The sequence below is a fragment of the Kitasatospora sp. NPDC042419 genome, from assembly GCF_056437345.1.
Window position 1 is genome coordinate 53,731 of record NZ_JBWKAW010000027.1, and the last position, 23,529, is coordinate 77,259.

The 23,529-nt window shown below is 74.1% G+C and carries 19 protein-coding genes; 9 read left to right on the top strand and 10 right to left on the bottom strand.

Features of this window, described 5'->3' with window-relative positions; translation table 11 throughout:
- Window positions 1–139: 139 nt before the first annotated feature.
- The 6 genes from AC067J_RS34565 to AC067J_RS34590 form a co-directional block, all read right to left on the bottom strand.
- A complete protein-coding gene (locus AC067J_RS34565; protein ID WP_478306035.1) occupies window positions 140–1,408 on the bottom strand; it encodes a glutamate synthase-related protein in 1,269 nt (422 codons plus the stop codon).
- Entirely contained in the window at window positions 1,405–2,406 is a 1,002-nt protein-coding gene (locus tag AC067J_RS34570; protein WP_478306037.1) for an asparagine synthetase A, read from the bottom strand. Before AC067J_RS34570 ends, AC067J_RS34565 begins: the two co-directional genes overlap by 4 nt.
- The gene (locus tag AC067J_RS34575; protein ID WP_478306039.1) at window positions 2,403–3,902 is read right to left on the bottom strand and encodes a methylaspartate mutase; all 1,500 of its coding nucleotides are present in this window, start codon (window positions 3,900–3,902) and stop codon (window positions 2,403–2,405) included. The genes AC067J_RS34570 and AC067J_RS34575 overlap by 4 nt, the downstream gene beginning before the upstream one ends.
- Window positions 3,899–4,330, bottom strand: a complete 432-nt coding sequence (locus AC067J_RS34580) for a cobalamin B12-binding domain-containing protein (RefSeq protein WP_478306167.1) — start codon at window positions 4,328–4,330, stop codon at window positions 3,899–3,901. The genes AC067J_RS34575 and AC067J_RS34580 overlap by 4 nt, the downstream gene beginning before the upstream one ends.
- A gap of 406 nt (window positions 4,331–4,736) precedes the next feature.
- Window positions 4,737–5,990 carry a helix-turn-helix domain-containing protein gene (locus AC067J_RS34585; RefSeq protein ID WP_478306041.1) on the bottom strand — a complete coding sequence of 418 codons (1,254 nt, stop codon included), beginning with the start codon at window positions 5,988–5,990 and terminating at the stop codon, window positions 4,737–4,739.
- A gap of 388 nt (window positions 5,991–6,378) precedes the next feature.
- Window positions 6,379–8,022 (bottom strand): alkaline phosphatase D family protein, encoded by a 1,644-nt coding sequence (locus AC067J_RS34590; protein ID WP_478306042.1) that lies wholly within the window; start codon window positions 8,020–8,022, stop codon window positions 6,379–6,381.
- A 560-nt stretch (window positions 8,023–8,582) separates the two neighbouring features.
- On the opposite strand from AC067J_RS34590, the gene AC067J_RS34595 reads away from it, so the two are divergent.
- From AC067J_RS34595 to AC067J_RS34625, 7 genes are all read left to right on the top strand, one after another.
- The gene (locus tag AC067J_RS34595) at window positions 8,583–9,440 is read left to right on the top strand and encodes an SAM hydrolase/SAM-dependent halogenase family protein (RefSeq protein WP_478306044.1); all 858 of its coding nucleotides are present in this window, start codon (window positions 8,583–8,585) and stop codon (window positions 9,438–9,440) included.
- 55 nt (window positions 9,441–9,495) lie between these two features.
- Window positions 9,496–10,458 (top strand): DMT family transporter, encoded by a 963-nt coding sequence (locus AC067J_RS34600; RefSeq protein ID WP_478306046.1) that lies wholly within the window; start codon window positions 9,496–9,498, stop codon window positions 10,456–10,458.
- 23 nt (window positions 10,459–10,481) lie between these two features.
- Window positions 10,482–11,456, top strand: a complete 975-nt coding sequence (locus tag AC067J_RS34605) for a quinone oxidoreductase family protein (RefSeq protein WP_478306048.1) — start codon at window positions 10,482–10,484, stop codon at window positions 11,454–11,456.
- 159 nt (window positions 11,457–11,615) lie between these two features.
- Window positions 11,616–13,643 (top strand): FAD/NAD(P)-binding protein, encoded by a 2,028-nt coding sequence (locus AC067J_RS34610; protein WP_478306050.1) that lies wholly within the window; start codon window positions 11,616–11,618, stop codon window positions 13,641–13,643.
- Between the two features lie 180 nt (window positions 13,644–13,823).
- Window positions 13,824–15,032 carry a methionine adenosyltransferase gene (gene metK, locus AC067J_RS34615; RefSeq protein ID WP_478306052.1) on the top strand — a complete coding sequence of 403 codons (1,209 nt, stop codon included), beginning with the start codon at window positions 13,824–13,826 and terminating at the stop codon, window positions 15,030–15,032.
- 164 nt (window positions 15,033–15,196) lie between these two features.
- Window positions 15,197–16,672, top strand: coding sequence for a GuaB1 family IMP dehydrogenase-related protein (locus AC067J_RS34620; protein ID WP_478306054.1), 1,476 nt, complete (start codon window positions 15,197–15,199; stop codon window positions 16,670–16,672).
- 143 nt (window positions 16,673–16,815) lie between these two features.
- Window positions 16,816–17,343, top strand: coding sequence for a hypothetical protein (locus AC067J_RS34625; RefSeq protein ID WP_478306056.1), 528 nt, complete (start codon window positions 16,816–16,818; stop codon window positions 17,341–17,343).
- 96 nt (window positions 17,344–17,439) lie between these two features.
- Here AC067J_RS34625 and AC067J_RS34630 read toward each other — a convergent pair whose 3' ends face one another.
- The 4 genes from AC067J_RS34630 to AC067J_RS34645 form a co-directional block, all read right to left on the bottom strand.
- Entirely contained in the window at window positions 17,440–18,648 is a 1,209-nt protein-coding gene (locus tag AC067J_RS34630) for an MFS transporter (RefSeq protein ID WP_478306058.1), read from the bottom strand.
- A gap of 193 nt (window positions 18,649–18,841) precedes the next feature.
- Complete coding sequence (locus AC067J_RS34635) at window positions 18,842–19,153, bottom strand: ArsR/SmtB family transcription factor (protein WP_478306060.1); 312 nt, start codon at window positions 19,151–19,153, stop codon at window positions 18,842–18,844.
- A 152-nt stretch (window positions 19,154–19,305) separates the two neighbouring features.
- Window positions 19,306–19,614 carry a phosphodiester glycosidase family protein gene (locus tag AC067J_RS34640; RefSeq protein WP_478306062.1) on the bottom strand — a complete coding sequence of 103 codons (309 nt, stop codon included), beginning with the start codon at window positions 19,612–19,614 and terminating at the stop codon, window positions 19,306–19,308.
- 59 nt (window positions 19,615–19,673) lie between these two features.
- A complete protein-coding gene (locus AC067J_RS34645; protein ID WP_478306064.1) occupies window positions 19,674–20,570 on the bottom strand; it encodes a LysR family transcriptional regulator in 897 nt (298 codons plus the stop codon).
- 127 nt (window positions 20,571–20,697) lie between these two features.
- Between AC067J_RS34645 and AC067J_RS34650 the strand changes: the two genes are divergently transcribed.
- Both AC067J_RS34650 and AC067J_RS34655 read left to right on the top strand, forming a co-directional pair.
- Window positions 20,698–21,186 (top strand): cupin domain-containing protein, encoded by a 489-nt coding sequence (locus AC067J_RS34650; RefSeq protein WP_478306066.1) that lies wholly within the window; start codon window positions 20,698–20,700, stop codon window positions 21,184–21,186.
- A 456-nt stretch (window positions 21,187–21,642) separates the two neighbouring features.
- Window positions 21,643–23,442, top strand: coding sequence for an AMP-binding protein (locus AC067J_RS34655; RefSeq protein WP_478306068.1), 1,800 nt, complete (start codon window positions 21,643–21,645; stop codon window positions 23,440–23,442).
- Window positions 23,443–23,529 lie beyond the last annotated feature (87 nt).

The window sequence follows — 23,529 nt, forward strand, 5'->3', positions numbered from 1 at the left end:
GCCGGATGGTCGACGAACAGTTCGGGCGGCCATCCGGACCGGGGCCGCCGGCAGGCACGGGCAGCCCGCCGACGCGCACGGGGGCGCTTCGGCGGGCTGCCACGGAATTCCGTTCCGCTTTCCTCCGGCGGCCGTTCCGCTATCCTCCGGCGGCCGTTCCGGGGAATCCGGCGGACCACACGTCGTCGCGGTCAAGCGCGGCCGGCGCGTATTTCCCGAGGGCGCTGATCAGCAGCCTCAGTTCGAGGGCGAGGCAGTCCGTGAACCGGACCAGCCCGGCTTCCGGGTCCTCGGCCGTGGCGAGCAGGGCCGCCCGACCCAGCCCGACCGCGCGGGCGCCGAGCGCCAGGCTCTTGACCGCCCGGGCGCCCTCCCAGATCCGCCCGGAGACCAGCAGGCAGGGCGGCGGCCCGGCCGCCGCGAGCCGGCGCAGGCACTCCGCCAGCGGCAGGCCGACCTGTGCGGGGAAGGCCCCGGGCGCCCAGCCGGTACCGCCCTCGGCGCCGTCCACCGTGACGGCGTCCGCCCCCGCCTCCGCGGCCACCCGGGCCGCCTCGGCGACGTCCCGGCCGGGGTGCAGCTTCACCCAGACCCTGGCCCGGGGGAAGTTGTTGCGCATCAGCCGGACCTGCTGGCGCAGGATCTCCGCGGTGAAGGTGCCCGGCGTGCTGGAGCGCAGCACCCGGCCGTCGCCGAACACCCCGTCCAGCCCGTACCGGTCGCCGAGCCGCCCCGCCGCGTCGGCGTCCAGCACCGTCATCCCGCCGAGGCCGGGCTTCGCCCCCTGCCCCACCTTCAACTCGAAGGCCAGGCGCCCGGATTCGAGCAGCGGCAGCGCCGCCGGGTCGCTGTAGACGAGGTTCCAGACCTCGGCGTCGGCGTCCTCGGTCGACTGCTGGACGGCGACCCCGCCGAGCCCGTCCGGCAACTCCTCGGCGTAGGCGCGCAGTCGGCCGAGGAGCGCCCGGTCCGCTGCCTCGCCGAGCCGGCCGTAGCCGTTCACCGGGACGACGTTCTCGCCGATCACCATCGGCAGGCCGAGCGCCCCGGCCTGCCGGCCGAGCGCGAGGCCGAGGTCCCCGCCCGCCGCCCGGGTGGAGCCGAGGGCGGACACGTAGACCGGCAGAGCGGAGGTGAACCCGCCCACGGGAGTGGCGAGTTCGACGTCACGGTAGTCGGGCTCGCGACCCAGGTCGATCAGCCGGGCCAGGCGTTGCGGCATGAAGACCGGCGGGACGATCCGCAGCGCGTCCAGCGCGTCCTGCGGATCCTGCCGCCCGTCGCCGCGCTCGGCCCCGAACAGCACCCGCCCGTACTCGCCGGGCGGCGGGAAGGCCGCCGCCGCCCCGGCCCGGGCGCGCTGCCGGACCTCCTCCTCCGGGAAGCCGGGCGCGGAGAGGTCGCTCACGGGGACACCACCCCGGCCAGCTTCGGGAAGGCGCTGGCTTGCCAGACCGCGTCCAGCCCGGCGACGTAGCGGGTCAGCCGCTCGACACCGATGCCGAACCCGGCGCTGGCGGGCACACCCTCACGCACCAGGTCCAGGTACCAGCGGTACTTCTGCGGGTTCTCGCCGGTCTCCCGCATCCGGGTGACGATCTCCGCGTAGTCGTTGGTGCGCTGGCTGCCGCTGCACAGCTCGCCGTAGCCCTCGGCCGCGATCAGGTCGAAGTTCCGCAGCAGGCCCGGGTCCTCGGGGTTCTCCCGGTCGTAGAAGCCGCGCGAACCCTTCGGGTAGTCGGTGACGAAGAACGGCCGGTCGCGCCTGGACGAGAGCAACGCCTCGCCCGCCCAGTCGAGTTCGGCGTCCGGACTCTGCGGGTGGCCGAGCCCCCGGAGCTCGGCCACCGCCTCGGCGTGCCGCATCCGGCCGAACGAGCCCTTCAGCAGCTCGGTGAACGCGTCGACGTCCCGGCCGAGTTCGGCGAAGTCCTTGGGCAGCTCGCGGACCGCGCCGCCGACCATGTGCACCACCAGCTCCTCGACCAGCCGGACGGCGTCGTCCCGGCTCGCACCGGCCACCTCCACGTCGAGCTGGTGGAACTCGGCCAGGTGGCGGCTGGTCCCGGCGGTCTCCAGCGGTTCCAGCCGGACGTTCGGCGCGATGCAGAAGATCTTGTCGAACGCCAGCAGCGAGGCCTGCTTGTAGAGGATGGCGCTGGTCATCAGCTTGTAGCGGTGGCCGTAGAAGTCGATGTCGACCTGCTTCGATCCGCGCGAACCCGGATCGGTGACCGGCCCGATGATCGGCGGGAGCAGCTCGGTGAAGCCCTGCCCCCTCAGGAACTCGCGTGCAGCGGTCAGCAGTTGATGCTGGATGCGGAGTGCGCTGCGCGTGGCCGGGGAGGTCAGGTGCCGGCCCGGGTCGACCGGTCCGGGAGCGGCTGCAGGGGTCGTCTCGGTCATGGTGAGGTGAGTCCCAACTCTCGTCGTGCGGCGGGTGTGCGGGGCGGCGTGGGCGCGGGGCGGGGCGGTTCGGGAGCGGTGCCGCCCGAGCGGGCGGTGGCACCGGCGGCGGCGCGGGCGTCGTACGTTCGCTGGACATGGGAGAGCGCGGTGAGCAGCTCGGCCGAGCCGAGGATCGGCGGGCGCGGCCCGCCCGTGAGGCCCGCGATCGGCATCGATCCGACGCCCGACCAGGACAGCCGGCCGTCCGGGCCGAGCGAACTTCGGGCCCGCCCGGCGTTGTCGGGGTGCAGGCAGTACGGCACGTCCAGGTAGCCGGCCGCGAAGGCCCGGACCAGCGCCCGGCCGACATCGGCGTCCAGCTCCAGCACCGCGCCGATCAGCGCCCGGGCCTCCGCCTCGATCCCGGTGTCCGCGACGGCGGTCAGCGGCGGACGGGTGCGCTCGTCGGCGGCGGCCGCGGCGGCCGTCTCCAGTGCCGTGACGTTCTCCCCGACGGTGGGGATCCGGTGCGCCTCCGCGGTGGTCTTGACGATCAGCCGGGCCGCACCGGTGCGCACCGCCAGTCGGGCCGCCTCCTCCAGCAGCAGCCGGGCCCCGCCCGGGGAGCGCGGGAAGACGCCCATGTAGGCGTACAGGACGACGTGACGGTCGACGTCGGGCAGCAGCTCGTCGGCGAGCCGGCCGAGCACGGTGAGCGCCTCCTCGTCCTGGCGCAGATCGGCCTGCTGGGCGTAGCTGAGCGAGATGCTGCGCAGCCCGTGCTGGCGGAAGAACAGGCCCTCCAGCACGCTCACCGCGATCAGCAGGCTCGGCGGGCAGAGCTGCCCCATCAGGCAGCCGCCGAAGGTCTCCAGGTGCGGCTCCGCACCGAACTCCCGGATCGAGGCGAGCAGTTCGCAGCTGCGCTGCCAGCAGGCCACCGCCTCGTTCAGCGGCGTGCGGCTGTACGGCAGGCAGTAGGAGACGGGGCCGCCCTCGGTGGCGTCCAGGCCGGCCGCCAGCAGCGCCCGCACGATGTGCTCCGGCATCGCCGAGCCGTGCCGGACCTGCACCGGGAAGCCCGCGTCCACGACGCCGCGCAGCACCGCGCGGGTGACGTCCGGCGGGTGGGTGGCGATCGGGTAGCCGTTCAGGCCGACGCCGTCCGCCAGGGCGCGCCCGGCGGCGGCGAGGTCGCCGGTGCGGGTGTAGCTGTCCAGGGTGAGGGTGCCGACCGTGACGGCGCCCGCGTCCCGGGTGGCGAGCAGGCCGTCGCGCATCCGCAGCGGGTCGGCCATGCCCATCCGGGGCTGGACCACCAGGGCGCCGGCCGCCCGGGCCTGGGCGACGAAGGCGCCGAAACCGGTCTCGGCAGGCCCGAAGGCGGTCGTCGCGGGTCCGGAGGCGCGGGCGGGTCCGGAGGCGCGGGCCGACCCTGGCGCGCGGGCGGGCCCGCCGTTGGGAGCGCGCCCGGTACCGGGATCGGGCCCGCCGCCGGGATCGCGCCCCGTCACAGCAGCACCCCGACGGCGAGCGACCGGACGTAGGACTGGAACTCCGCCACCGAACGCCCCTCCTCGAAGACCCCGTCGAACCCGGCGGCCAGCAGGGCCTGTCGGCGCGACGGGTCGCCGGGGCCGGCGATGCCGAGCTTGCCGCCGATCACGGTCGGGGTGCGGCCCAGCTCCGGGCAGGCGCGCAGCGCGCCGATCACCCTCATCCCGTCGTTGAACCCGTGCCCGTTGACGCTGCTCAGGACGATGAGGTCCGGTTCGATCCGGCGGCACTCGGCGACCAGCAGCCCGTCCGGCACACAGGCGCCCAGGTTGGTGACCCGGTGTCCGAGCTCCTCCAGCAGCAGCTGGAGGAAGACCAGGTTCCAGGTGTGCGAGTCCGAGGCCATGGTCGTCACGACGACGTCCAGACCGGCCGGCTCGGCCATTCCGTGCTGCTTCTGCTGCTCCACGGCGCAAAACCTTTTTTGTCGGTAGGTGGTGGGAGTCCCGGCCGGCGGTCGCGGGGGTCCGGGGCGGTGGGCCTCCGGGGAGCGGCCCCACCGGCACACGCGGCGCGGCCGGCGCATCCGGGCCCGCCCGGTCCGTCGAGTCGGTCGAATCGGTCGAATCGGTCGGGTCGGCCCGGTCCGCCCGTTCACCGGTGGCCCGGTCGCCCGGTCGCCCGGCCGTGAACAGAACGCTAGGGATCGTCCGGGCACCGGACCGGCAGCTCGCCCGGCAAGAGACGGGCAGTATCGGGCGGCCACGTCCCCGGTCGCCCCCGACTGTCCCCGGCCTCCGGCGGACCGACCGGCGGGCCGAGCGGCCGCGTCCCCGGGGCGGCCTGCCCGGTCAGCTCGCCGTCGCCAGCACCGGGTACGCGGCCCCGAAGAGCCGGCGGCAGAGGTTCAGCACGGTGAACCGGACGCCCTCACGGGCCTGGACGCTGCGGATCAGCCCGCTCGCCAGCAGCTCGTGCACCGCCGCGAAGCACTCGTGCGGCGGCCGGCCGGTCAGCTGGGCGGCGTCCTCCCCCGACCAGTCCCCCGGCTCCGCCGCCAGCCGCTCCAGCAGGTCCCGCTGGCCGAGCGTCAGCCGGTCCAGCGCCGCGCCCAGTGCCGCGCCGACGTCACCGCGCCCGCCGTACCCGGCCGGCGGCGGCGCCAGGTGGAACGGTCCGTCGGCCAGCCGCGCCACCAACTGGCGCGGGGAGAGCACCGTCGACCAGCCGGCCACCAGTTCCAGGGCGCCGGGCAGACCGTCCAGCTGGCGGCAGAGGGCGGCCACCGCGGGCGCCTCGTCGCGCTCCAGCCGATAGCCGGGGCGCAGCCGCCGCAGGTGGGTGAGGAGCAGCCGGACGGCGCCGACCTCGGCCAGCGCGGCCGGGTCGTGGTCGAGTTCGGGCCCGGGGGTGGGCAGCGGGGCGAGCGGGATCACCTGGCCGCCGGGCAGCGGCTGCGGCACCCGGGCGGTGATCAGGACGCGCAGGCCGGGGCAGCGCTGGAACAGCTCGTCCAGCAGGACGGCGTCCACCCCGGCGTCGGCGCCGTCCAGCACCAGCAGGGTCGGCCGGTCGCCGATGGCTCTGACGAGGTCGGCGCGGCGTTCGGGTCCGGCCGCCGGGAGCCGGGCGCAGTCGATCCACCGCACCGACCAGCGGGCCGCGAGGTGGAGTCTGCGGGCGACCTCCAGGACCAGCCTGGTCTTGCCGACGCCGCCGAGGCCGGCCACGGTGACCAGCCGGTCGCCGTGCACGGCGAGGGCGTCGGCCAGCACCTCCACCTCCAGTTCGCGGCCGACGATCGCGCCGCGGGCGACCGGCGGGGCGGTCGGTTCCTCGCGGGGCTCCTCGGCGAGCGCCTGGCGGCGCGCGGCCGCTTCGAAGACCGTCCGGTTGCGGCCCTCCAGCCGCAGCGCGTCGGCCAGCAGCCGGACCGTCTCCTGCCGGGGGCGCTGCACCCGGCCGCTCTCCATGTCCCGGATCGCCCGGACGCTCAGGGTCGCGTGATCGGCGAGCACCTGCTGGGTCAGGCCGACCCGCTCGCGCCGGATCCTGAGCAGCTCTCCGAAGCCCGCCGTCGACTGCAGCGACTGACCGCCGTCCATGCCTCGTCCGCCTTCCGTGGGTTGGCCAGCTACCGGGGACCGGCGGTCCGCACGGCCGCCGGGCACGCCGAGGGCGGCGCCGACCGGTGTGACCGTCGAACCGTGTTCCCCCCTGGCGCCGATGCTCCACGGCCCGGTTCTACGGCCGATCAACGATCGATCACCGCACGTTCACGAGGCCTCCGCATCGTCCACGAACCCTCGGGCGTGCCTTGTGGATCAGCCTGGGACGGCGGCCCGGCGCCCGTGCCGTGGGCGCGACGGGACCGGCGCACGTCCGCGAGCCGGCCCGGGCTCCGGTCCCCTGCCGGCAAGGGACCGGCCCGGCCGTACCGCATCGGGGAGCGGTACGGCCGGGCCGGCGGCTGGACGGGCGGGCGGCGGGGTGTCAGGCCCGCTGCATGCCCGGGTTGTAGGCCTCGCTGACGAACGAGGCGGCCGTGCTGACCGTCCCGCCCGGCCGGGTGATGTGCGAGACCACCCGGTAGTCGGCCCGCGCGTGCTCCTCGTCGAGGGTGATCGCGGTGTAGCCGCGCCGGCCGTCGTAGAACTTCAGGTGCGGGTTGGCCGCCGTCAGGGTGGCCCAGTTGGCGGGCTTCTCGGCGCCGTCGCCGTCGCTGGCGATCGAGGTGCCGACGATCTCGACGCCGACGGTCCGCGAGTCCGGGTCGTCGAAGTTCCGCTTGACGTCCATCGCGTAGGCGACGTGCACGTCGCCGGTGAGGACGACGAGGTTCTCCACCCCGATGTCCTCGACGCCCGCCAGGAGCCGCTCCCGGGCGGCCGGGTAGCCGTCCCAGGCGTCCATGGAGAGGCGGGACAGCGCCTCGGTGGTGTTCTTCCGGCGGGAGAACACCACCTGCTGCGGGACGACGTTCCAGACCGCCCTGGACTTGCGGAAGCCGTCCAGCAGCCAGCGCTCCTGGGCCGCGCCCATCAGGGTGCGGCCCGGGTCCTGCGACTCCGGGCTCGGGAACTGCCAGCCGTCGCCGTTGGCCTGGTCGGAGCGGTACTGGCGGGTGTCGAGGATGTCGAACTGGACCAGCCGGCCGTAGTGGTGGCGGCGGTACAGCTTGAGGTCGGAGGAGTCCGGGCGGGGCATCCGCAGCGGCATGTTCTCCCAGTACGCGCGGGTGGCGGCGGCGCGGCGGGCGACGAACGCCTCCGGGGACTGGCCCTTCTCGGGGATGCCCGCCGCGTAGTTGTTCTCGACCTCGTGGTCGTCCCAGGTGACGTACCAGGCGAAGGCGGCGTGCGCGGCCTGGAGGTCGGGGTCGGCCTTGTAGAGGGCGTACCGCAGGCGGTAGTCCTCCAGCGTGGTGGTCTCGTGGCCGAACAGCGAGGGCAGGGTCCGGTCGGTGTACCGGCGGTCGCCGCCGGCCGCGTCGATGCCGTACTCGTAGATGTAGTCGCCGACGTGGAAGACGGCGTCGAGGTCCTCGTTCGCGAGGTGCTTGTAGGCGGTGAAGTAGCCGTCCTCGTAGGCCTGGCAGGAGACCAGGCCGAAGCGGACCCGCTCGATGTTCCGGCCGCGCGCCGGGGAGGTGCGGGTCCGGCCGACCGGGCTGACCCAGCCGCCGACCCTGAACCGGTACCAGTGCACGCGGTCCGCGTCGAGGCCGTCGACGTCGACGTGCACGGTGTAGTTGAACTCGGCGTGGGCCCGCGCGGTGCCGCGCCGGACGACCCGGCGGAAGTGCTCGTCGCGGGCGACCTCCCAGTCCACCCGGACGACGCCGGCGGGCGGCAGCCCGTTGCCCGGCTCCAGCGGCCGGGGCGCCAGCCTGGTCCAGATCACCACGGCGTCGGTGAGCGCGTCCCCGGAGGCGACGCCGAGCGTGAACGGGTCCTCGGTCAGTGTGCGCGGGGCCAGCTCGGCGTCGGCCGCGTGCGCGCCCGGCAGGTTGGTGGTGAACGCCAGCGCGGCGGCGGCCGAGGTGACGGTGAGGAACCGGCGGCGGCCGACCCCGAGCCGCGTCGCGGCCTCCCGGAACTGCTGGTCCTGCGAGGCCTGGTCGTCTGTGCGGGCCATGTGTCGGGGCTGCCTTCCGTACGCGGGACTGGGGCCGGCTGGGCACCGGCTGTGCACGGAGGGATTCGACCGGCCCGCCCCGTACGCCGGGCGACCGCACGCCGGCGCACAAGTGATCATCAGGTGATGACACCGCCTGAATAAGACAATCAGTCAGATATCGCACCACGGCAGGGCGTTCCGACCCCGACCGTCCACCCGCAGGGCCACCGGCCCGCCCACAGTCGTCCGCACACGAAAGCGGGTGCGCACGTACGCACCCGTCCGACCCCGGCCGTGATATTTTCCGACACCTCCGCCGCACTATTCCACGGCTCCGACCGGCACATTTCCCCAAGTGGTCGGCATCATTCCGCTTTGTCAAACCGACTTAATGCGGCCGCAACAGGACCGGCTTTCTTCGGGACCGAGCGGGTGCTAGCCTCGCTTCAATCTCGCGCCGCTTGAATCACCCTTTACCCAGGGGATTTCCCGCCGGATTCTCCCGACCGCCCGCGCGGCGCTCCGGTGATCACCCCCACGCACGCCGTCCCGTTTCGGTAATCCTGAAAGGGTTCAGCATGTCCGTCTCTCCCACCGCCGCCCCCGTCGCCTCCGGCCTGCTCGCGCCCCGGCCGATCGTCGGGCTGCTCACCGACTTCGGACTCGTCGACGACGCCGTCGGCATCTGCAAGGGCATGGTGCTCAGCATCGCCCCGCACGCCAACATCATCGACGTCACCCACGACGTCACCCCGTTCGACATCTACGAGGCCAGCCTCTACATCCGCGACTCGTTCCGGTACTTCCCCGGCGACGCCGTGTTCGCGTGCGTCACCTTCCCGCACACCGGCGTCCAGGACAACGCGATCGGGCTGCGCACGCCCCAGGGGCACACGTACTTCGCACCGAACAACGGGCTGCTCACCCGCATCGTCAAGGAGGCGGGCGTCGCCGAGGTGCGCCGCATCACCTCCGAGAAGGTCCGCCGCCCGGTCATCGACCCGACGTTCTACGGCCGCGACATCGTGATTTCCGCCGCCGCGCACGTCGCCGGCGGGATACCGTTCAGCGAAATCGGCGACGAAATCGACGTCACCGAGATCACGCTCCTGGACGTGGCCGAACCCACGGTGCAGGACGGCTGGATAGTCGGCGAGGTCGCGATTCTCGACAAGAACTACGGGAACGTCTGGACCAGCATCACCCGGGAATTCCTGGACGCGCAGGGCGTCGATTTCGAGGCGGAGCTGGAGATCGAGATCGGCGCCGCCCGGCTGGCCACCCCGCTGCGCCGCACCTTCGGCGAGACCGGCGAGGGCGAGCCGCTCGCCTACATCGCCAGCCGCAACCAGCTCGGCCTCGCCCTCAACCAGGGCAACTTCGCCGCCCGGTACGGGGTCGAGCGCGGCCACACCATCCGGGTGAAGGCCCGCTGACCCGACGGCACGGATCCCGTTCCTCCCACCCCACCGACCGGAAGGGCCCACCACCGTGCGTGCGCAGGGCTACCTCTACGCGCTGCTGACCGCCGCCTTCTTCGGCGCCGGCGCCGTCCTGGCCAACCGGGTGACCCGCGAGATCGATCCGCTGCTGACCACCGAGCTCAACCTGTCGATCGGCGCCGTGCTGCTGGGTGGCTACCTGGCGGCACGCCGCCGACCGCTGGTCCCGCGCGGGCTCTCCGCCCGGGACTGGGCGCGGGTCGGCTTCGTCTCGGTGGTCGGCACCGGCCTCTCGCTGGCCCTGGTGATCACCGGCCTGAGCCGGACCAGCCCGGTCAACGGCGGCTTCCTGATCCAGCTCCAGGGGCCGACGGCCGTCCTCGCCTCGGTGCTCCTGCTCGGCGACCGGCTCCGCTGGTGGCAGTCCGCCGGCCTCGCGGTCACCCTGGCCGGCGGCGTGCTGGTGGTGCTGCGCGAGCCGGGCGCGGGCTTCACCGCCGTCGGCAGCGGCGACCTGCTGGTGCTCGCCGGCGCCGTCCTGGCCGGCCTCGCGTTCCTGCCCGCCAAATCGCTGATGGCCAAGGTCCCGGCGCTCCAGCTGAGCCTCTGGCGGCTCGTCCCGGCGGCGGTGGTGCTGCTGCCGGTCCTGCTGCTCGCCCCCGGACCACTGCGCTGGCACCCGGACGCGGGCACCCTCGGACTCCAACTCCTGCTCGCCGTCACCAACTTCTGCCTGGCCTACGTGACGCTGCACCTCGCACTGGACCGGCTGCGGCCCTGGGAGACCGCGAGCGTGCTGCAACTGGAGCCGGCCTTCACGGTCGTCGTCAGCCTGCTGGCGCTCTCGCTGGCACCGACGCCGCTGCAGCTGGCCGGCGGCGCGCTGATGATCGCCGGCGGCCTGGTCTCCAACCGCCCCGCGCCGGCGCCGCGCCCGGCGCCGGCCCCCGACCCCCCGCCCACCCCGGACGGCGGCAGCCTGCCGTCACCCGTACCCGCCAACCCCGCCTAGCAGAACAGCCGAGGTACCACCCCATGAAGGCGATCCGCGTCCACGCCCACGGCGGACCCGAGCAGCTGCGCGTCGACGACGACGTGCCGGTGACGGAGCCCGCCGCCGGCGAGATCCGCATCCGCACCGAGGTCATCGGCGTCAACTACGTCGACGTCTACCACCGGCAGGGCGTCTTCCCCGTCCCGCTGCCCTTCGTCCCGGGCATGGACGCCGTCGGCACGGTGGACGCCGTCGGCCCCGGCGTGACCGAGGTGGCCGTCGGCGACCGCGTCGCCTACGGCGAAGTGCCGGGCGCCTACGCCGAGTTCGTCACCGTCCCGGTCCGCCTCGCGACCGCCGTGCCGGACGCCCTCGACTCCGGTCAGGCCGTCGCCGCGATGCTCCAGGGCCTGACCGCCCACTACCTGGCGCACGACTCCCACCCGATCGCCAAGGGACAGGTGGTCGTGGTGCACGCGGCGGCCGGCGGGGTCGGGCAGTTCCTGGTCCAGTTCGCCAAGCGGGCCGGGGCGCACGTGATCGGCACCGTCTCCACCGACGAGAAGGCCGAGCTGATCGCCGGGCTCGGCGCCGACACCGTGGTCCGCTACGACCGGGAGGACTTCCGCGAGGTCGTCCGCCGGGTCACCGACGGCGCGGGCGCCGACGCGGTGTACGACTCGGTCGGCAAGGTCACCTTCCTGGACAGCCTCGACTCGCTGCGCCCGCGCGGCACCCTGGTCGTCTACGGCCGGGCCAGCGGCACCCCCGACCCGATCGACCCGTTCCTCCTCGTCCAGAAGGGCTCGCTGCGGCTCACCTGGCCCAGCCTCACCCACCACGTGCAGACCCGCGAGGAGTTCACCACCCGCACCGGGGACATCTTCTCCGGGCTGATCGACGGCACCCTGCGCGCCCGGATCGACCGCGAGTACGCGTTCGCCGACGCCCCCGCCGCGCACGCCCAGCTGGAGCGCCGCGAGAGCCTCGGCAAGATCCTGCTGCGCCACCCCTGACGCGCCGACGGCGGCACCGCACCGCCCACCGGCTCACCCGCTCACCCGCCCACCGGCTCACCCGCTCACCCGCTCACCGGCTCACCGCCACCGCACGACGCCCCGCCGGACTCCGCCTTCGCCGGCGGGGCGTCGCCCCAGAACGGGAGGACATCGACCATGGCTCCCCACTCCCCCGGCCCGTCGGCCCGGCACCGGCAGATCGCCGTGGTCGGCGCCGGCCCGCGCGGCCTCTCCGTCCTCGAACGGCTGCTGGCCAACGAGCGGTCCCACCCCTCGTCCGCCACGCTCACCGTCCACCTCGTCGACCCCTACCCGCCCGGCGCCGGGCGGGTCTGGCGGACCAGCCAGTCCCGCCTGCTGCTGATGAACACCGTGGCCTCCCAGGTCACCGTCTTCACCGACCCGAGCGTCACCATCGACGGCCCGGTCGAGGAGGGCCCGAGCCTCTACGAGTGGGCCAAGTCCGTCGTCCCGCAAGGAAGTCCGGGCGACTACGACGACCAGGTCCAGGCCGAGGCCCGCGACCTGACACCGGACGCCTACCCGACCCGCGCCTTCTACGGCCGGTACCTGCTGGACGTCCACCGGCGGGTCCGCGCGGCCGCCCCGGCGCACTGCCGCGTGATCGAACACCGCACCCGGGCAGTCGAGTTGACCGACGCCGACCCGCTGCCGGGAGCGGCCCAGGTACTCACCCTCGCGGACGGCCGGCGGCTCGGCGGCCTCGACGCGGTCGTCCTCGCACTCGGCCACCTCCCGACCGGGCCCACCGCCGGCGAACGCGCCCTGGCCCGCGCCGCCGCCGCGCACGGGCTCACCTACCTGCCGCCCGCCAACCCCGCCGACGTCGACCTCTCCACCCTGCCGCCCGGCCGCCCGGTCCTGGTCCGCGGACTCGGCCTCAACTTCTTCGACCACCTGGCACTGCTCACCCGGGGCCGCGGCGGACAGTTCGCCGAACGGGACGGCCGGCTCGTCTACCGCCCGTCCGGGCAGGAACCGCTGATCCTGGCCGGCTCCCGGCGCGGCGTGCCGTACCACGCGCGCGGCGAGAACGAGAAGGGCGCCCACGGCCGGTACACCCCCCGGCTGCTCACCGAGGAGTACGTCGCCCGGCTGCGCGAACGCGCCGAGGCCGGCGAGCCGGTGCGCTTCGCCCGGGACCTGTGGCCACTGGTCGCCCGCGAGGTGGAGGCCGTCTACTACGCCACCCTGCTCGCCGCGACCGGCCACCCGGAGACCGGCGCCCGGCTCGGCGAGGAGTACCTCGCCACCGAACCCGGCCGGCTCGCCGCCCTGCTCGACCGGCACCGGATACCCGCGGCGGAACGCTGGGACTGGCACGCGCTGGCCCAGCCGCACGCCGGCCGGCACTTCACCGGCCGCGCCGAGCACCGGGCCTGGCTGCTCGGCCACCTGGTCCGGGACGCCCGCGAGGCCCGGGCCGGCAACCTCAGCGGACCGCTCAAGGCCGCCCTGGACGTGCTGCGCGACCTGCGCAACGAGATCCGGCTCGCCGTCGACCACGGCGGCATCGAGGGCTCCTCCTACCGTGACGACCTGGAGTCCTGGTACACCCCGCTGAACGCCTTCCTCTCCATCGGCCCGCCGGCCTCCCGGATCGACGAACTGCGCGCCCTGGTCGAGGCGGGCGTGGTCGAGGTGCTCGGCCCGGACGTCCGGATCGGCCTCGACACCACCGGCCCGCAGCCGGTCTTCACCGCGCACTCGCCCGCCGTCGACGCGCCGCCGCTGCGCGCACCGGCCCTGATCGAGGCACGGCTGCCCGAACCGGACCTCCGCCGCACCCGAGACCGGCTGCTGCGGCGCCTGCTCGACGCCGGACAGGCCCGCACCCACCGGATCCTGGACGCCTCCGGCACCGCGTACGAGACCGGCGGCCTGTCCGTCACCGAACGCCCCTACCGGCTGATCGACGCGGACGGCCACGCCCACCCCCGGCGGTTCGCCTACGGCGTCCCGACCGAGGCCGTGCACTGGGTGACCGCGGCCGGCATCCGGCCGGGCGTCAACTCGGTGACACTGGGCGACTCGGACGCCATCGCCCGCGCCGTCCTCGCCCTGCACCCGCTCCGGCCCGCCGCCGAGCCCGTTCTCGACGCGCCGGCCGCCGCCGCCGTGCACGCACCCGCACCCGCGCCGCCCACCGGTGTGGCGGTCTGATCCCCGGACCGTCCGCACGCACCTCTCCCGCCGCGCCCCACGCACCCCCGCGCCCGCACCCCCGCGCCCGCACCGGCTCCGCCCGCCCTGCCGCGTCCTGCCCCGTTCCACCCTGCTCCGTCCTGCCCCGCTCCACCCGCCCGCGGTCCGCCCGGACCGCCGACCTCCCAGGGATTCGCCATGTCCAGGCGGCTGTTCACCTCGGAATCCGTGACCGAGGGCCACCCCGACAAGATCGCCGACCAGATCAGCGACACCGTCCTCGACGCGCTGCTCCGCGAGGACCCGGCCTCCCGGGTCGCCGTGGAGACGCTGATCACCACCGGCCAGGTGCACATCGCCGGCGAGGTGACCACCACCGCCTACGCGGACGTCGCCGCCCTCGCCCGCGCCAAGATCCAGGAGATCGGATACGACTCCTCCGAGAAGGGCTTCGACGGCAACTCGTGCGGCGTCTCGGTCTCGATCGGCGCACAGTCCCCCGACATCGCCCAGGGCGTCGACAGCGCCTACGAGGCCCGCGTCGAGGGCGACGAGGACTCCCTGGACCGGCAGGGCGCCGGCGACCAGGGCCTGATGTTCGGCTACGCCACCGACGAGACGCCGACCCTGATGCCCGTCCCGATCGACCTCGCGCACCGGCTCTCCCGCCGCCTCGCCCAGGCCCGCCGCGACGGCTCGGTCCCCTACCTGCGCCCGGACGGCAAGACCCAGGTCACCATCGAGTACGACGGCGGGCGTCCGGTCCGCCTCGACACCGTGGTGGTCTCCGCCCAGCACGCCGCCGAGATCAGCCTCGACGGCCACCTCACCCCGGACATCCGCGAGTTCGTCGTCGATCCGGTGCTCGAACTCCTCGCGGAGGACGGCATCAAGCTGGCCACCGACGGCTACCGGCTGCTGGTCAACCCGACCGGCCGGTTCGAGATCGGCGGCCCGATGGGCGACGCCGGCCTGACCGGCCGCAAGATCATCATCGACACCTACGGCGGCATGGCCCGGCACGGCGGCGGCGCCTTCTCCGGCAAGGACCCGTCCAAGGTCGACCGCTCCGCCGCCTACGCGATGCGCTGGGCCGCCAAGAACGTGGTCGCGGCCGGCCTCGCCACCCGCTGCGAGCTCCAGGTCGCCTACGCGATCGGCAAGGCCCAGCCGGTCGGCCTCTTCGTCGAGACCTTCGGCACCGAGACCGTCGCCCCGGACCGGATCGGCGCGGCCGTCGCCGAGGTCTTCGACCTGCGCCCGGCCGCCATCATCCGCGACCTCGACCTGCTGCGCCCGATCTACGCCGCCACCGCCGCGTACGGGCACTTCGGGCGCGAGCTGCCGGACTTCACCTGGGAGCGCACCGACCGCGCCCAGGCCCTGCGCGCCGCCGCCGGGGCCTGACCCCGCCGCCCACCCCACCGTTTCCCGCGCCCCACATCCCGCGTCCTACATCCCGCGTCCCGCATCCCACACCCCGTTCCGTGCGTCCCACCGTCCACGCCTTCCGAACCGGGGCGGGCGCGCCCCGCGCCGCCCGCCCCCTCTCCCCCTGGCGGACCCATCCCATGCGCTTCCTGGAACCAGGCACCGGCCGGCTGCTCGCCGCCCCGCCGGCCGGCCACGACCTCACCTACGACGACGTCTTCATGGCCCCCGGCCGCTCCGCCGTGGGCTCCCGGCAGGACGTCGACCTCTCCTCCGGCGACGGCACCGGCACCACCGTGCCACTGGTGGTCGCCAACATGACCGCCGTCGCCGGCCGCCGGATGGCCGAGACGGTCGCCCGCCGGGGCGCGCTCGCCGTGCTGCCGCAGGACGTCCCGCCGTCGGTGGTCGCCGACACCGTCGCCTTCGTGAAGAGCCGCCACCTCGTCCTCGACACCCCGATCACGCTCGGCCCCGCGCAGACCGTCGGCGAGGCCCTCGCCCTGCTGCCCAAACGCGCCCACGACGCGGGCGTGGTGGTCGACGACGACGGCCGGCCCGTCGGCGTGGTCACCGACCGCGACCTCACCGGCGTGGACCGCTTCACCCCGCTGGACGGCGTCATGTCCCGCGACCTGCTACTCCTCGACGCCGACACCGCCGCCGCCGACCCGCGCGCGGCCTTCGCCGCCCTGGACACCGCCAACCACCGCTACGCCCCGGCCGTCGACGCCGCGGGCCGGCTGGTCGGCGTCCTCACCCGCACCGGCGCGCTGCGCGCCACCCTCTACACCCCGGCCGTCGACGCCGCCGGCCGGCTGCGCGTGGCCGCCGCGGTCGGCATCAACGGCGACGTCCCCGGCCGGGCCGCCCGCCTGCTGGAGGCCGGTGTCGACGCCTTGGTCGTCGACACCGCGCACGGCCACCAGGAGGCCATGCTCAAGGCGCTCGGACTGGTCCGCGCGCTCGACCCGGGCGTGCCCGTGGTGGCCGGGAACGTGGTCACCGCCGAAGGCGTGCGGGACCTGGTCGAGGCGGGCGCCGACATCGTCAAGGTCGGGGTCGGCCCGGGCGCGATGTGCACGACCCGGATGATGACCGGTGTCGGCCGCCCGCAGTTCTCCGCCGTCCTGGAGTGCGCCGCCGAGGCGCGCCGGCTCGGCCGGCACGTGTGGGCCGACGGCGGCGTGCGCCACCCGCGCGACGTCGCCATGGCGCTCGCCGCCGGCGCCTCCAACGTGATGATCGGCTCCTGGTTCGCCGGCACCCACGAATCCCCCGGGGACCTCCACACCGCCGCCGACGGCCGCCGCTACAAGGAGTCCTTCGGCATGGCCTCCGCCCGCGCCGTCCGCGACCGCACCTCGCTGGACTCCTCGTACGACCGGGCCCGCAAGGCCCTGTTCGAGGAGGGCATCTCGCACTCCCGGATGTTCCTCGACCCGGCCCGCCCGGGCGTCGAGGACCTCATCGACTCGATCGTGGCCGGCGTGCGCAGCTCCTGCACCTACGCGGGCGCCGCCTCCCTGGAGGAGTTCCACGACAAGGCCGTGGTCGGCATCCAGAGCGCCGCCGGCTACGCCGAGGGCAAGCCGCTCCACAGCAGCTGGAGCTGACTGATCATCATGTCGCTTCCGGCGGACTGAAGCCCGACCCTGCCGACAGGACGGTAGCGCGGAGGAAAACCGAAGAGGCTATTCCATGGCACCGTCCGATCGGTCTGGAGCAGTGCCAGCCGGCAGAATCAGGGGAGGTCGCAGTGGAGTTGCACCACTCCGGGCGACTGAGGGACTGGCTCGGTCCGGCGAGGACCCGACAGGTCTCCGCGGAAATCGACACCCCGCTCGGTAGGGTCCGAGTCCTTCGTCGGCATTCCGGCGGCCTGACGCGCTTCGGTGGGTACCTGGAACGCTGGACGTTCACACTCGACGGACTGGACATACTGTCCATCGACGGCATGGGCAACCCGGGATACCCGGCCCGCAGTCGGATCCGCCGTGGCGTCGCTCTCGAACTGCTCCGCCAGTCGGACAGGTTGGTCGGATCGCGTCCCCTGAGGCCGAGCAGACGGCACGTGACGGTGTCGACCGGTGAGACCCTTCGCGAGGCCCGTCCGGCCTGGCCGGGGTTCGTCGTCGTGGACGGGGGTGACACCCATCGCATCAGGTTCGACGGGGCGGCGTGGAGCTTCTCCACTCCGGACGAAGCCGACGTGGCTTTCGCATCGCTGTTCGTCGCGGCGAAACTGGACTCGTTCATGACCTCGCCGTTGCTGGAGGTCTTCTGATACCGAGTCCCTCCCGATCCACCCGCCGGCCCGGCCCACGGCGCCGCGGGCCGGGCCGGGCCATTCCCGCGTTCGGGAGGAGTGCGGCGGGGCTGCTCAGCGGGGGGCCGGGGCCGGGTGGGTGGCGGTGGTGGGGGCTGTCGGGCGTGGCGGGGGCGGGGTGGGGTCGAGGCGGCGGCGGAGGAGGACGGCGGCGAGGGCGATGAGGGCGAACGCCGTACCGGACCACGGAAGTTGGCGGGCGCCGAGGGAGGAGACGACGAGTCCGCCGGCCGCGCTGCCTAGGGTGATGCCGAGGTTGGAGAAGGAGATGAAGAGGCTGTTGCCGAACTCGGGCGCGTCCTGGGCGTCCCGGGCCAGCCAGCTCTGGCTGACGACGAGCCCGCCCGAGTGCACCGCCCCCCAGAGCAGCACGCCGAGGGCCATCGGGACGGTCCACGACCCGACGGCGTAGACCACGGCGTAGACGAGCACGTAGAGGACGGGGAAGACGGTCACCGTGCGGACCGGGTCGCGTTCCAGCAAACGGCCGAAGAAGAGGTTCCCGGCGACCATCACCACCCCGAAGGCCATCAGCGCCGCGCCGACCTGGGAGCCGCTCAGCCGGGTGACCCGCTCCAGGTACTCGGCGAAGTACCCGTAGACCGAGAACATCGCCGCGAACACGGACACCACGGCCAGCACCGCCAGCCAGAGCCGGGGGCGCCGCAGGATCCGCAACTGGTCGCCGTAGGACAGGCGTTCGTCGGCGGGCATCGACGGGAAGAGGGCCAGGACGCCGAGGAGGGCGAGCAGGTTGACGCCCGCGCCGAACCAGAACGCGGCGGCGAGGGAGAGGTGTTCGGCGAGGTAGGAGGTGAGCGGCACGCCGAAGGCGAAGCCGACCGTGACGCCGGCGAAGACGGTCGTCGCGGCCCGGGTGGCCCGCTGCGCCAGGACGAGCCGGGCGGCGGCGGTGAGCGCGACCGCGAAGAACACCGGGTGGAACACCGCCGGGACGACCCGGAAGGCGAACATCACCTCGAACCGGTCGGTCAGCGCGTAGACGGCGTTGGAGACGGCGAAAACGGCGAGCGCCGTCACCAGGACCACCTTGCGGGGGACGCGGGAGGCCAGGAGGGTCATGAACGGCCCGGTGGCGGCGACCACGAGCGCGAAGACGCCGACCAGCCAGCCGGCCGTGGACGGCGCGACGCCCAACTCCTCGGATATCCGGGGGAGGACGCCGACGACGCCCATTTCCGTGGTGATGATCCCGAACACCCCCAGGGCGAGGGTCAGGATGACGAGACCGGTCTTTCGCATGGCAGCCTTCCGCACCCGGCCCGGGGCGGCTCACCAGCCGCTCCTCACACCGAGCTACAAATCTAGAAAGTTAGATGGATCAGACGGGAATGGGGGATCCGGCGGGACAAGGGTCGGACGAAGGGGAGGCCCGAGGGCGGCCCGGCGCGGGGGCGCGCCGGGCCGGACCGGACCGGACCGGATCAGGGAGGGGTCAGAGCTCGTCGCGGACGTAGGCGGCGAACGCGGCGATCGTCTCCTCGTTGCGACGGTAGAAGGTCCACTTGCCGATGCGCTCCGACACGAGCAGCCCCGCGTCCCGCAGGATCTGCAGGTAGCCGGAGACCACCGACTGGGCCAGCCCGGACTGTTCCCGGATGTCGGTCACGCACACGCCGATGTGGAAGCCCACGCCGCGCTCGCGGTAGTAGTCCTCGTCGAAGTAGCGCTCGGGCGTCTTCAGCCAGCGCAGGAACTCCGCGCGCGCCGGGTTGGCGAGCGCCTTGTGAACGGCCAGCGGATCCACCGCCCCGCACTCCTCCCGTACGACGACCCCGCAAGACGCATCCAATATTCTCGATACGAAGAAACGTGTCAAGTGCGGATGGAAGGGGGCGGGAAGGGAGCGGGACGAGAGGAAGGGAGGAGGACGAGCAGGGGACGAGCAGGGGAAGGCGGCTACGGCAGTCGCTGCGTGACCACGCCGAAGTAGTTCCCCACCGCGCGCTGGGTGCCCGCGGGCGCCTGCGTCTCCCTGCCGAACGGGATGTTCATCAGGACCGGAAGGTTCCCCCCGGCGCTGCACGCCATCGCGGTGGAGCCGCCGCCGTCGAGGTTGAGCCCCGTGTCCGCCCCGGCGATGATCAGCCACTGCGCGATGAAGACGTAGGGCGTCGAGGTCTGCGTCTGCTGCGCGGCGCCCCCGCTGCTGACGGCCGGGTCCATGGAGCCCTCCGTGAGGTCGTCGTTGAGCTTGGGCAGCATCATGTCGCCCCTTCCGGGTGCCGCCCGATCGCCACGCCGGGGGCCGGCGGTCTGCTGCGGACTCAGCGCGGCCGGGGCTCGGGGAGGACGCCGAAGGCCTGCCGGAGCTGGTGGAGGGCGGGGGCGCGGGTGCCGGCGGGGAGGGCGAGGAAGGTGGTGACGGTCGGGCCGGCGAGCCGGCGGACGCCCACGCGGGGGAGTTCGGGGAGGCCGCCGACCTCGTAGAAGACCGTCCAGGAGGCGGTGGCGGCGGTGCCGATCCCGGCGAGGGTCTCGCGGAGGGTGGTGAACGGTTCGCCGGGCGGCGGTGCGATGCCGGCGGCGCGGCAGGCGTCGGTGACGAGGGCGTGGAAGGCGGGGTTGCGGTCGCGCGGGGCCAGTCGCAGGGGCAGGTGGGCCAGTCGGTCGAGGCGGAGTTCGGGTTCGGCCCCGGCGGCCGCGGGGTGGTCCGCGGGGAGCGCGGCGTAGAGGGGGTCGCGCCAGACCGGGACCAGGTCGAGGCCCGGGTGGGCGGTGACGGCGCGGAGCAGGGCGGCGTCCAGTTCGCCGGTCCGCAGCGCCTCCAGCCGTTCGAGGGGCGAGCCCTGCCGCAGTCGCACCCGGAGGCCGGGCGCACGGTCGGCCAGCCGCGTCAGGACGTCGTCCAGGCGGGTCCCGGGGGCCTGGACGGCTCCGAGGCGGAGGACGCCGTCGGCGCCCGCGCGGATGCCGGCCGCCGTGCGGCGGACCAGGTCGGCGGCGGCGAGTGCGGCGCGTGCCTGCGGGAGGAGGCGCTCACCGGCGGCGGACAGGCGGGTGCCCCGGGTGGACCGGTCGAAGAGCACCACGCCGAGTTCGCGCTCCAGCCGGCGGATCTGCTGGCTCACGGCGGACTGCACGATGGTCAGACGCTCGGCGGCGCGGCCGAACCCGCCCTCCTCCGCCACGGTGACGAAGTACTGCAGTTGCCTGAGCTCCATGCGCGGGCCCCCTCCGCTCATCTCGATCGGTGATCACCACCTGCTCCGACTGCTCCTGGTGGGGTGATCACTCCCCCGGGTCGAATGGTGCCGTACGCGTGACCCGGAGAGGAAAGGGAGAAGAGCCATGACGACGGACCGACGCGAGGGACTGGTCGTCCGGCCGGAGGACGCGGAGCGTCTCGCGCTGCCCGCGGGCGGCGCGTTCGGCCTGCTGGTGGACGCGGACGCGACCGGCGGCGCGTTCGGCGCGAACCGGCTGACGCTGGGCGTCGGGGCGGACGGCGCCCGGCCGCACCACCACGCGGTGTCCTGGGAGCTGTTCCACGTCCTCGACGGGACGGCCGAGTTCCTGCTCGGCGAGTCCCTGGTGACGGTGCCGGCCGGCGGGGTGGTCTCGGTGCCGCCGATGCTGCCGCACGCCTTCGGGGCGGCGGGCGGGAGCCCGGCCGACCTCCTGGTCGTCGCGGCGCCGGGGATCGAGCGCTTCGGGTACTTCCGCGAGCTGGCGGAGGCCGCCTGGGGGCGGCAGCCCTTCGAGCGACTGCTGGCCCTGCAGGACCGGTACGACGTCCACTTCGGGGCGAGCGAGGTGTGGGACGCCGCACGCCGGTGACGGGCGGAGGACCTGACGCTCCGTCGGCGTTCTTCCCGGAAATCCGGCACCCGCGCCGGATTTCCGCGGCCCTTCGGCTCCGGCGGTGACCCAAGGGCCGCTCCCCCGGCCACGACCGGCGGGAACGTCCGACATGTTCCGGTACGCAGGATATTTTTGACGGTCGGTCAGAAGCGGTCGCCTTCCACTTTCCGCCAAACGACCGGCAGTTCGAATCGTGCACGTACTCGAACGGCACAAAGGGGCGGGCTGATCACCCGGGGTAGCCAGATGACTGCACAGCGAAGCCACTTCGGTCACAGCAACCCGCCCAGGCAGACCCCGTCACGTTCACATGTCAACCACACATCCTTGAAGCGACATCCCCAACAAGCATTGTGGCTACGCATGTTCGAAGGTAGAGTCCCGGTCCGCCGAGCACCGACAAGAGCTCGCACGGCATTCCTTGGGGCGGGCATGACAAATAACCGCAACATCCGCGAGGCCACTTCCGACTTGCTTGACGCGTTCACGGAAACTGTTGGGCGATTTCCCGAACGCCCGGCGATCGTCCGCCATGGACGCACCCTGACTTATCGCCAACTCGAAGCATTGACAAGCACTCTGGCCGATCGACTGGGGACTTCCCCCGGCGTGGTCGCCGTCCCGGCGGTCCACGCCCCGGAGACGGTCGTCGGGCTGCTCGGCGTGCTCGCGGCCGGGGGCGTGTACTGCCCGGTCGATCCGGCCTTCCCGCCGCAGCGCCGACAGGCGATGCTGTCGGCGGTGGGGTGCCGCACCGGGCTCGCGGAGCCGGACACCGGCCGCGACGGCCGCGACGACCCGGCCGCCGCGGCGCCGCCGGAGGTCGTCGACCTCCCGCGATTAGCCGCACCGCACGCGCCCCCGGCGGACCCGCCGGGACCACCGGGCGCGCTGGGCACACCGGGCGCACCAGCCGTGCCGGGCCTGCCGGATCCACCGGGTCCACCGGGTCCGCCACAGCTCGCCGGCCCGCCACCGGGCGGACCGGCGGGGAGCGATCCGGCGGGGACCGATCCGGAGCGGCCGGCCTACATCCTCTTCACGTCGGGTTCGACCGGGCAGCCGAAACCCGTCGTGACGCCCCGCCGGGCGATCTCCGCCACCGTGCACTCGCTGCGCGGGCTGTTCGGACTGACCCCCGACGACCGGGTGCTGCAGTTCGCCTCGCTGAACTGGGACACCTGCTTCGAGGAGATCCTCCCTACACTGACCGCGGGCGCCGCCCTCGTGCTCGACGACGAGGCGCACAAGGGGTCGTTCCCCCGGTTCCTGCGGATGGTCGAGCGCGAACGGATCACCGTCCTCGACCTGCCGACCGCGTTCTGGCACGAACTGGTCCTCCACCTCACCGAGGAGCAGGCCGGCCTGCCCGACTCGGTCCGGCTGCTGGTGATCGGCGGCGAGGCGGCCAACCCGGCGCGGCTCGCCGACTGGAGCCGGCTCGACACCGGACGGATCCGCCTGCTCAACACCTACGGCTGCACCGAGACCACGCTGATCACCCACGCCGTCGACCTGCACGGGCCCGAGGCCCCCTCCCCCGGACCCGACTGGGCGGCCGGTGAGCGGGCACCGATCGGCCGGGCCCTGCCGCACGTGGTCGAACGGATCAGCGACCGGGGCGAGCTGGTGATCGGCGGACCGGCGGTGGCATCGGGCTACCACGGGCTGCCGGAGGCCACCGAGGCCCGGTTCACGGTCGCCGACGGCGCGCGCTGGTTCCGCACCGGCGACCGGGTGAGCCGGGCGCCGGACGGCGTGCTGACGCACCAGGGCCGGCTGGACGGCGAGATCAAGGTGCGCGGCATCCGGGTCGACCCGGCCGAGGTCGAGGCACACATCGCCGGCCACCCGGGTGTGCACGCGGTGGCGGTGGCCGGGGCCACGGTGGCCGGCCGGTCCGCGCTGGTCGCCTACCTGGTGCCGCGCACCGGAGCGGCGGCCGGGACGCTGGCCGCCGACGTCCGGGCGTACCTGGGCGGCCGGGTGCCCGGCCACCTCGTGCCCGGCCGGATCACGGTCGTGCCCGAGCTGGTGCTCACCGCCAGCGGCAAGGTCGACCGGGCGGGCTCCCACCGCCGGTACTCGGCCGTCCCCGCCACCCCCGTCGTCCCGGCCGGCCGCGCGGGCCCGGTCGGCCCGGCGGACCCCGCAGACCCGGCGGACCCGGCGGACCCGGCGGACCCGGCGGACCCAACCCGGGCACCGCACGCAGCGCACTCCGCCCACTAGACGCTGGACGCACTCGACACACGGGGCGGGCCCCGGGCAGACCCCCGGCCACGACCGCCCCAGCCCTTCACCTACCCCACCAGGTGC

Excerpts from the sequence above, each read along its gene's own strand:
- AC067J_RS34605 (WP_478306048.1), top strand. The coding sequence starts at position 10,482 with ATGAAGGCGATCCGCGTCCACGCCCACGGCGGACCCGAGCAGCTGCGC.
- AC067J_RS34570 (WP_478306037.1), bottom strand. The coding sequence starts at position 2,406 with ATGACCGAGACGACCCCTGCAGCCGCTCCCGGACCGGTCGACCCGGGC.
- AC067J_RS34630 (WP_478306058.1), bottom strand. The coding sequence starts at position 18,648 with ATGCGAAAGACCGGTCTCGTCATCCTGACCCTCGCCCTGGGGGTGTTC.
- AC067J_RS34595 (WP_478306044.1), top strand. The coding sequence starts at position 8,583 with ATGTCCGTCTCTCCCACCGCCGCCCCCGTCGCCTCCGGCCTGCTCGCG.
- AC067J_RS34620 (WP_478306054.1), top strand. The coding sequence starts at position 15,197 with ATGCGCTTCCTGGAACCAGGCACCGGCCGGCTGCTCGCCGCCCCGCCG.
- AC067J_RS34610 (WP_478306050.1), top strand. The coding sequence starts at position 11,616 with ATGGCTCCCCACTCCCCCGGCCCGTCGGCCCGGCACCGGCAGATCGCC.
- AC067J_RS34645 (WP_478306064.1), bottom strand. The coding sequence starts at position 20,570 with ATGGAGCTCAGGCAACTGCAGTACTTCGTCACCGTGGCGGAGGAGGGC.
- AC067J_RS34585 (WP_478306041.1), bottom strand. The coding sequence starts at position 5,990 with ATGGACGGCGGTCAGTCGCTGCAGTCGACGGCGGGCTTCGGAGAGCTG.
- AC067J_RS34640 (WP_478306062.1), bottom strand. The coding sequence starts at position 19,614 with ATGATGCTGCCCAAGCTCAACGACGACCTCACGGAGGGCTCCATGGAC.
- AC067J_RS34590 (WP_478306042.1), bottom strand. The coding sequence starts at position 8,022 with ATGGCCCGCACAGACGACCAGGCCTCGCAGGACCAGCAGTTCCGGGAG.
- AC067J_RS34580 (WP_478306167.1), bottom strand. The coding sequence starts at position 4,330 with ATGGCCGAGCCGGCCGGTCTGGACGTCGTCGTGACGACCATGGCCTCG.
- AC067J_RS34655 (WP_478306068.1), top strand. The coding sequence starts at position 21,643 with ATGACAAATAACCGCAACATCCGCGAGGCCACTTCCGACTTGCTTGAC.
- metK (WP_478306052.1), top strand. The coding sequence starts at position 13,824 with ATGTCCAGGCGGCTGTTCACCTCGGAATCCGTGACCGAGGGCCACCCC.
- AC067J_RS34650 (WP_478306066.1), top strand. The coding sequence starts at position 20,698 with ATGACGACGGACCGACGCGAGGGACTGGTCGTCCGGCCGGAGGACGCG.